General features: G+C 71.1%; 8 protein-coding genes. 5 read left to right on the top strand and 3 right to left on the bottom strand.

Annotated elements, in window-relative coordinates:
• The first annotated feature begins 302 nt into the window (after positions 1–302).
• Both E7Z53_RS06685 and E7Z53_RS06680 read left to right on the top strand, forming a co-directional pair.
• Positions 303–1,973, top strand: coding sequence for an L-lactate permease (locus E7Z53_RS06685; protein WP_031282543.1), 1,671 nt, complete (start codon positions 303–305; stop codon positions 1,971–1,973).
• A gap of 89 nt (positions 1,974–2,062) precedes the next feature.
• The gene (locus tag E7Z53_RS06680) at positions 2,063–2,782 is read left to right on the top strand and encodes a FadR/GntR family transcriptional regulator (RefSeq protein WP_176337442.1); all 720 of its coding nucleotides are present in this window, start codon (positions 2,063–2,065) and stop codon (positions 2,780–2,782) included.
• 444 nt (positions 2,783–3,226) lie between these two features.
• Here the strand turns inward: E7Z53_RS06680 and E7Z53_RS06675 are convergent, their stop codons facing one another.
• Positions 3,227–3,910 carry a response regulator gene (locus E7Z53_RS06675; protein ID WP_176337423.1) on the bottom strand — a complete coding sequence of 228 codons (684 nt, stop codon included), beginning with the start codon at positions 3,908–3,910 and terminating at the stop codon, positions 3,227–3,229.
• Positions 3,911–4,130: 220 nt separating this feature from the next.
• Here E7Z53_RS06675 and E7Z53_RS06670 point away from each other — a divergent pair, with 220 nt between their 5' ends.
• The 3 genes from E7Z53_RS06670 to E7Z53_RS06660 are packed head-to-tail and all read left to right on the top strand — an operon-like array spanning position 4,131 to position 5,875.
• On the top strand, positions 4,131–4,289 hold the full coding sequence (locus E7Z53_RS06670) for a hypothetical protein (RefSeq protein WP_172604378.1): 159 nt from the start codon (positions 4,131–4,133) through the stop codon (positions 4,287–4,289).
• A 36-nt stretch (positions 4,290–4,325) separates the two neighbouring features.
• Complete coding sequence (locus E7Z53_RS06665; RefSeq protein WP_176337422.1) at positions 4,326–5,537, top strand: sensor histidine kinase; 1,212 nt, start codon at positions 4,326–4,328, stop codon at positions 5,535–5,537.
• Positions 5,534–5,875, top strand: coding sequence for an MGMT family protein (locus E7Z53_RS06660; protein ID WP_176337421.1), 342 nt, complete (start codon positions 5,534–5,536; stop codon positions 5,873–5,875). The genes E7Z53_RS06665 and E7Z53_RS06660 overlap by 4 nt, the downstream gene beginning before the upstream one ends.
• 21 nt (positions 5,876–5,896) lie before the next feature.
• On the opposite strand, the gene E7Z53_RS06655 is transcribed toward E7Z53_RS06660, so the two are convergent.
• Positions 5,897–6,877, bottom strand: coding sequence for a phosphoribosylaminoimidazolesuccinocarboxamide synthase (locus tag E7Z53_RS06655; protein WP_176337420.1), 981 nt, complete (start codon positions 6,875–6,877; stop codon positions 5,897–5,899).
• A complete protein-coding gene (gene purD, locus E7Z53_RS06650; RefSeq protein ID WP_126350354.1) occupies positions 6,874–8,196 on the bottom strand; it encodes a phosphoribosylamine--glycine ligase in 1,323 nt (440 codons plus the stop codon). The genes E7Z53_RS06655 and purD overlap by 4 nt, the downstream gene beginning before the upstream one ends.
• Positions 8,197–8,289: the final 93 nt, after the last annotated feature.

The following is an 8,289-nucleotide window of genomic DNA, read 5'->3' as shown; positions in this document are numbered from 1 at the left end:
CCGCGGATACATCGCGTCCACGATGCACGTGGCGAACAGGGCGATTCTCATGCGACCTCCGGAGTCGGGAGCGGGAAGACGGGACGACGACGCCGGGCCGCCTGTGGTCTGACCATGCTAGACCGGTGAACCCCGTCACACAATCAACCGGCGCAACGATCGCGCCACCTCGGGAGAGCGGTTGGCCGTGTGACGTGGCTCATGTACTCTTCGTGGTCAGACCATTGTGGTCCGACCATAGCCGTGACGCGTTCCCCGTCGGCCACGCACCGTTCCGTCCGTCCCCGTCCCTGGGAGTCCGAGTGACCACCTTTACCGCGATGACCGATGCCGTCGGCGGGAGCGTCGCGCTCTCCGCCCTCGTCGGCACCATCCCTCTGCTCACGTTTTTCGTCATGCTGCTGGGCGTCAAGGCCCGCGCCCACGTCTCGGGCGCCACCGCGCTGCTGGCGGCGATCGTCGTCGCCGTCCTGGCCTTCGGCATGCCGCTCTCCCTCACACTGCTCTCCGCCACCCAGGGCGCGGTCTACGGCCTGTTCCCCATCGTGTGGATCGTGGTCATGGCGCTGTGGTTCTACCAGGTGACCGTCCTCAGCGGCCGCTTCGAGGACCTGCGGACCATCTTCGACACCATCGGCGGCGGGGACCTGCGCATCCAGGCCGTGCTCATCGCGTTCTGCTTCGGCGGCCTGCTCGAGGCCCTCGCCGGCTTCGGCGCGCCCGTCGCGATCACCGCGACCATGATCCTGGCGCTGGGGCTCAAGCCCCTGAAGACGGCCACCGTGGTGCTCATCGCCAACACCGCGCCCGTGGCGTTCGGCGCGATCGCCATCCCGATCACCACCGCCGGCGTGCTGACCGGTCTGGACCCCGCGCGGATCGGCGCGGTCGTCGGCCACCAGGCGCCGTTCTTCGCGGTCATGGTGCCGTTCATCCTGCTGTTCATCATCGACGGCGTGCGCGGGCTCAAGGAGGCGTGGCTGGCCGCGCTGGTCATCGGCGTCTCCTTCGCGGTCGCCCAGTGGTGGTGCGCCACGTACTTCTCCTACGAGCTCACCGACGTGGTTGCCTCCCTCACCGGCCTGGCCGCCGCGGTGATCCTCCTGCGCTTCTGGCGCCCCAAGGGCGCCGACGCCGTCCGCACCCGCCTCGGCGTGGAGAAGCCTCCCGCGCCCGAGGGGCTGACCCCGGCACGCGTGTGGATGGCCGTGCTGCCCTACGTCCTGGTGGTCGCGGTCTTCGGCCTGGCCAAGCTGTGGACCCTCGGCGTGAGCATCCCGGGGGCCCTGGCCGCCACCGACATCTCCATCCCCTGGCCGGGCCTGCACGGACACCTCCTCAACGCAGCCGGCGAGCCGGTCACGAGCACCATCTACAAGTTCCAGTGGCTCTCCAGCCCGGGCACGCTGCTGCTGATCACAGGCCTGCTCGTCGCCGTCATCTACTCGGTGTTCCACGGCAACGGCCGCTTCCGGCTCTCGGTGGGCAACGCCGTGGCGGAGATCGGGCGCTCGTTCTGGAAGATGCGCTTCTCCGCCCTGACCATCATGAGCGTGCTCTCCCTGGCCTACGTCATGAACACGTCCGGCCAGACCATCTCGATCGGCACCTGGGTGGCCGGTCTGGGCGCGGCCTTCGCGTTCCTCTCCCCCGTGCTCGGCTGGCTGGGCACCGCGGTCACCGGCTCCGACACCTCCGCCAACGCGCTGTTCTCCAACCTCCAGAAGACCGCCGCCGAGGGCACCGGCCTCGATCCGCACCTCATGACGGCGGCGAACACCTCCGGCGGCGTGGTGGGCAAGATGATCTCGCCGCAGTCCCTGGCCATCGCCGCGACCGCGGTGGGCATGGAGGGCAAGGAGTCCGCCATCTTCCGCTCGGTCATCTGGTGGTCCCTCGGCCTGCTCCTGCTGCTGTGCACCCTGGTGTTCCTGCAGTCCAACGTGCTGGCCTGGATGCTCCCGACCTCGTGAGCACAACGCCCCGGGGCCCCGCCGCCTCCCTAGACTGGTCCGCGTCCCGCGCACCCCCTGAGGAGCCCCCCGTGCCCGCAGCCGCACGCATGTACACCGTCGTCCTCGACTGGCTCGAGGAGCGCCTGCGCTCGGGCGAGATCTCGGTGGGCGACAAGCTGCCCGGGGAACGCCACCTGGCCGAGGAGTTCGGCATCTCCCGCGCCTCGGTGCGGGAGGCGATCCGGATCCTCGACGCCATGGGACTGGTCCGCTCGTCGACCGGGTCCGGGCCGAACGCGGGGGCGATCGTCATCGCGGAGCCCTCGGCCGCGCTCGGGTGGGCGCTGCGGATGCACGTGGCCAACCGGTCGCTGCCGGTGCGGGACCTGGTGCAGACCCGGCTGCTGCTCGAGACCCAGTCCGCCCGCGAGGCGGCCGCCGCGGCGGAGACCCCGGGGCGGGCGGCGGTGCTCGGGCGCGCCGCGGAGCTCGTGGCCGCCATGGAGGACCCGGACCTGCCGGACGAGCGCTTCCACGCCCACGACGCGCAGTTCCACATCCTGCTCGCCTCCCTGGCCAGCAACGTGGTGGTCGAGACGATCATGGCCTCGCTGCGCCAGGCCACCATCGGGTACGTGCAGGAGACCGTCGCCGGCCTGGACGACTGGCCGCAGGTGCGCCGCACCCTGCAGGAGCAGCACCGCGAGATCCTGCGCGCCTTCCAGGAGCGCCGGGGCGAGGACGCCGCCGCCGCGCTGCGGGAGCACATCACCTGGTTCTTCGGCCACAGCGCCGCCGCTCAGGAGGGGCAGGACCGGCGGGCGTGACCGGACGACCCTGAGGGCTCGGGCCCCGGGCCCGGCCGGACGATCCGGCAGAGGCGCCGGACGCACGAGAACGGCCCCACCGGTTCCGGTGGGGCCGTTCTCGTCTGCGAGGTCCGCGGAGCAGATGTTGCACGGTAGGGGGCCATCGGCCGAGGGGGGGGTGCAAGGTGATCCAGGCCTTGCGCGGCCACATCCCGGGTCCAGGGGGGACTGTCCCGGGGCGGCCCCCTACCGTGAGCAGGTCGGTGGACCATCCGGTCCGGGGTACGGCCTCATGGGGGGTTGGGCCGTGCGCCGTGGGGATGTCTCTCACTCATCCACCGACTTTTCTTCTCTGCTCGCACTGATCACTATGCCGGGTTTGCTAATGCAGATGAATGCACTTTCGTCTACAACTTTCCTGGACTTCCGTCCGGCCCTGGGACCGCAGACGGGGCCAGGGACTCAGAGATCGCGCAGCTGCGGATCGACGAGTCCGCTCTGGTACGCCTTGATCAGCGCCTGCACCCGGTCGCGGACGCCGAACTTCTCACAGACCCGCCCGAGATAGGCCTTCACGCTGCCCTCGGAGACGTGCATCTGCTCGGCGATCTCCCGGTTGCTCAGCCCCTGGGCCAGGAGCGTCACGGTCTCCATCTCCCGGTCGGTCAGGAGGGAGCGCAGGCCGGTGTCCGCCGACCGCGCCGGCTGCTGCTGGTCCGGCACGGAGATGACGTTGTCCGCGAGCGCCCGGGCGATCGCCGGGGAGAGGGCGATCTCGTTGTTGAGCACCTGGTGCACGGCGTCGATGATCTCGTCCGGCCGGGCGTCCTTGACCAGATAGCCGGCCGCGCCGGCCCGCAGGGCCGGCACCACGAACTCCAGCGTGGAGAACGTGGTGAGGGCCAGCACCTTGGACCGGGGGCTCCGCGAGGTGATCTCCCGGGTGGCCTCGATCCCGTCCATCACGGGCATCTTCATGTCCATCAGCACCACGTCCGGGTCGATCGCCAGACATCGGTCCACGGCCTCCCGGCCGTTGGACGCCGTCCCGATCACCTCGAACCCGGGCTCAGCGGAGAAGAAGGACTTCAAGGCCTCCAGCATCAACGGCTGGTCGTCCACGACGAGCACTCTGCATTCAGTCACTCGCACAGTCTATTTTTCGATGTCCCCCAAAGTGCAACACGTCATATTCGACAAAAGTCACAAATGATCTGGACAAAGGTCGATAGGTTCGTTCGGTTAACGTTGGCAAAATGGAATGTACCAGGGCAGCACACCCCCCTGGCAGCCGGGAGATCTCTCCCCCCACCCCGGCCGCCACCCCCCGATCCGGTGCTGTTCTCGTGATCCAAGGAGCCACCCCATGTCCAAGAAGAAGCTTGCCACCGCCGTTGCCTCTGCCGCCCTCGCCGCGTCCTTCATCGTCGGCCCCGTGGCCCCCGCGAACGCCGGCGCGATGGTCCAGACCCCCCAGTTCAGCCGTTACGTGTGGTGCAACTGGTGGTCCTCCTTCTGCCGGTGAGCTAGACCTGTGGGTGTGACTGATGTAATTGCACCCATGCGCCGACCACCACGCACCACCGGACCCACGTCGTTCTTCGACGCCGAGCCTGTCGCTCGCTGGTTGTGCGTGGTGATCATTCTTTGCGCGGTGGTCTGGTTCGCCGCGGACATCAGAGCCCTGGCCGAACAGTTCCGAGAGGGCGAACTGGTCGACGTCTGGTACGCGGTGAACGCGATCCTGACGTACGGCGCGCTCGCGATGGTCGCCTGGCGGAGCACCTGGGCGTCGATCTTCTCCGGAAGCTGTCTCCTGCTGTCCTTGATCCTGGGCGACTACGGCTCGGTCAACACAGCGGTGGTCGTGGTGACCATCGCCGTCCTGGCCACCGCCACGACAGCCTTCGTGAAGGCTCACCTGATCATCTACGCGGTGTGGGTCCTGATGGCCTGGTGGCGACGTCCGGATCAGCCCTCGGTCTTCTGGGGGCTGGTTGCCGTCCTGCTCGTCTCCTTCCTCGTCGGCGCGGCCCTCCGCTACTTCAGCCAGCAGCGGCGGCGCAACGAGCAGCAGGTCCGGGACCTCGAGATTCTCAATGAGCGGCTCCGGGAGGCCGAGCGGAGGGCGCTGGCGCGCGACCTGCACGACGTCGTCGCCCACGAGCTCACCCTCATCACCATGCAGACCATGAGCCGGCGCCGCTCCGGGAACGTCGGCGAGCTGCACCGAGTTCTCGAGACCGTGGAGGACGCCGCCCGCTCGGCACTGCACGAGCTGCGCGTGATGCTCCGATTGCTGCGCGACGAGAACGACGGGGAGCACCCCCGGGACGTCACGGGCGCCGGCCTGGCCATCGGCAGCCTGGAGCACGTGGTCACGTCCCTCGCGGCCAGCCTGCGGGACCTGCGCTTCGAGCCGGAGGTGGTCATTACGGGCGACCTCGAGGCCATGCCCACCACCGTGCGCGGCACGGCCGCCCGCATCCTGCAGGAGGCGGTCACGAACATCATCAAATACGCCCCGGCCGGGTCCCGCTGCCGGATCGAGGTGACGGCGGACGAGCACGAGCTGTGCCTGCGCGTGGCGAATCCCCTGCCGCGCAGCACCCAGCGCACGGGCGCCCACTCCTCGGAGATGTCCTCGGGACTCGGCCTGCGCGGCATCGCGGAGCGCGTCTCCCTGCTGGGCGGCCACGCCGAGAGCGGTTCCGCGGACGGACAGTGGGTCCTCGACGTGTGCCTGCCGGTGGACGGCCGGGACGCCCTGTGAGCCGCCGGGCCGCGCCGGACCCCGGCCTGGCACGGCGCGTGGCGGACGTCGTGGCCGCCATCCCCCCGGGCCGGGTGCTGTCCTACCGGGACGTCGCGGAGCTCGCGGAGTGCCGCTCCGCACGCCTGGTAGGCACGCTCATGGCACGCAACCCCACCGGCGAGGACCTCCCGTGGTGGCGGGTGGTCACCGTGCAGGGCACCCTCGCCGACCACCTGCAGGCCGAGGCCCGGGACCGGTACCGCGAGGAGGGCACTCCCCTGCGGGAGGACGACCGGCACCTCGTGCGCGTGGCCATGGGCCGCGCCCTGTGGACGCCCGACTCCCCCGGCGCCTGACGCCGCCCGGTGCCCCCGCCGTCAGTACTCGAGCGGGCCGGCCACCTCGAAGAAGTTGCCGTCCGGGTCGAAGGTGCGGCCGGTGAGCCGCTCGAACGCTTCGACGTAGCGCGCGCGGGTCCGCTCCACCACCTGCTCCGGCAGCGGGGGCACGGGGCCGGTCCCGTTCCAGCCGGACTCGTCCGAGCGCAGCCAGTCCCGCACGTACTGCTTGTCGAACGAGGGCTGGGCCTTGCCGGGCTCGTACGTCTCGGCGTCCCAGAAGCGGGAGGAGTCCGGGGTGAGGACCTCGTCCCCGAGGGTGATCGCCCCGCGGTAGGAGTCCAGGCCGAACTCCACCTTGGTGTCCGCCACGATGATCCCCCGCTCGCGGGCGATCCGCTCGGCGGCGGTGTAGATCTCCAGGGTCAGCTCGCGCAGCCGGTCCGCCACCGCGTGGCCCACCCCGTCGGCCATCTCCTGGAAGGTGATGGGGAGGTCGTGCTCGCCCACCTCCGCCTTGCCGGTCGGGGTGAAGATCGGCTCGGCGAGCCGGGAGCCGTCCACGAGCCCCGGGGGCAGCTCGATCCCGCAGACCTCACCGGTCTCGCGATAGTCCTTGAGGCCGGAACCGGTCAGGTAGCCGCGGGCGATGCACTCGACGGGGAACATCGACAGGTTCTTGCAGACGATGGCCCGCCCCCGGACGGACTCGTGCACGTCGGTCGACAGGACGTGGTTGGGCACGGCCGCGAGCTGCTCGAACCACCACAGGGACAGCTGCGTCAGGATCTTGCCCTTGTCCGGGATCTCCGTGGGGAGGATCTCGTCGAAGGCGCTGATCCGGTCGGTGGCCAGCACCAGGACCGAGCCGGCCCGGTACTCGGCGTCGTCGTAGATGGCCACGCCCGTGGCCCGCAGCCGCGACTCGTCGGGGACGTAGAGCTCCCGGACCTTGCCCGAGTAGATGTGCCTCCACCCGGGGATCTCGGGTGGGGTGGTGACGGTGCCCTGCTCGCTCATGCCTGCTCCTGACGGGGACGGGGGGCGGAGGCGCCGGGAACGGTGACCAGCCCCCGGGCGGCCTTCAGCGCGATGTCGGTGCGGTGCTGCGAGCCCTCGAGCGCCACGAGCCCCACGCCCCGGTAGGCGCGCTCGCGGGCGTCGTCGAGGTCCGCGCCGAGGGCGACGACGGCGAGCACCCGCCCGCCGGCGGAGACGATCCGCCCGGCGTGCTCGCCCTCCGGGGCCACCGCGGTGCCGGCGTGGACCACGTGCACGCCCTCGAGCGCCTCGGCGTCCTCCAGCCCGCCGATCGGGTCGCCCTTCCGGGGGCTGTCCGGGTAGTCCTGCGCGGCGACGACCACCGCGACGGCCGTCTCGGGTCGCCAGCGCAGCCGCTCGGCCTCGTCGAGGCGCCCGGCGGCGGCGGCGTGCAGCAGCCGCCCGAGCGGGGTGGTGAGCCGGGCCAGCACGGCCTGGGTCTCGGGGTCCCCGAACCGGGCGTTGAACTCGATGACCCGCAGACCGCGGGTCGTCACGGCCAGCCCGCAGTACAGCACGCCCACGAACGGGGTGCCGCGGCGGCGCATCTCGTCGACCGTGGGGCGGGCCACGCGCTCCACGACCTCCTCCACGAAGCCCTGCGGCAGCCACGGCAGCGGCGTGTAGGCGCCCATCCCGCCGGTGTTGGGGCCCTCGTCGTCGTCGTGGATCCGCTTGAAGTCCTGCGCGGGGCTCAGGGGGATCACGCGGGAGCCGTCGGTCAGCACGAACAGGGACACCTCGGGCCCGTCGAGGAACTCCTCGATCACCACGCTGCCGCCCGCGGCGAAGCAGGCGGCGGCGTGCTCGAGCGCCTCCGCGCGGTCGGCGGTGACGACCACGCCCTTGCCGGCGGCGAGCCCGTCGTCCTTGACCACGTAGGGGGCGCCGAAGGTGTCGAGGGCGTCGGCGGCCTCCTCCTCCGTGGTCGCGACCCGCGCCATCGCGGTGGGCACCCCCGCGGAGGCCATGACCTCCTTGGCGAACGCCTTGGAGCCCTCGAGCCGCGCCGCGGCCCGCGAGGGACCGAAGACGAGGAAGCCGGCCTCGCGCAGGGCGTCGGCCACCCCGGCCACCAGTGGGGCCTCGGGGCCGACGACGACGAGGTCCACCGCGAGCTCGCGCGCCAGCGCGGTGGCCGCGGCGGGGTCGTCGGCGTCCACGGCGTGCACCGGGACGAGCTGCGCGATCCCGGCGTTGCCCGGCGCGCAGTGCACCTGCTCGACCTCGGGATCTGCCAGCAGTGCGCGGATGATTGCGTGTTCGCGGCCTCCGGGGCCCAGTACCAGAACCTTCACGCCCTCAGGCTAGTTGGCGGCACCGGGAAGTGGCACATCGTTCCCGGCATGCGGGCACGGCCTCGGACCCGCCGGGAATTCCCGTCCCCGCTG

The organism is Kocuria salina, from assembly GCF_013368965.1.
Classification (GTDB): domain Bacteria; phylum Actinomycetota; class Actinomycetes; order Actinomycetales; family Micrococcaceae; genus Kocuria; species Kocuria rosea.
The sequence above is the reverse complement of the archived record's forward strand: the minus strand, read 5'-3'. Positions and strand labels throughout refer to the sequence as shown.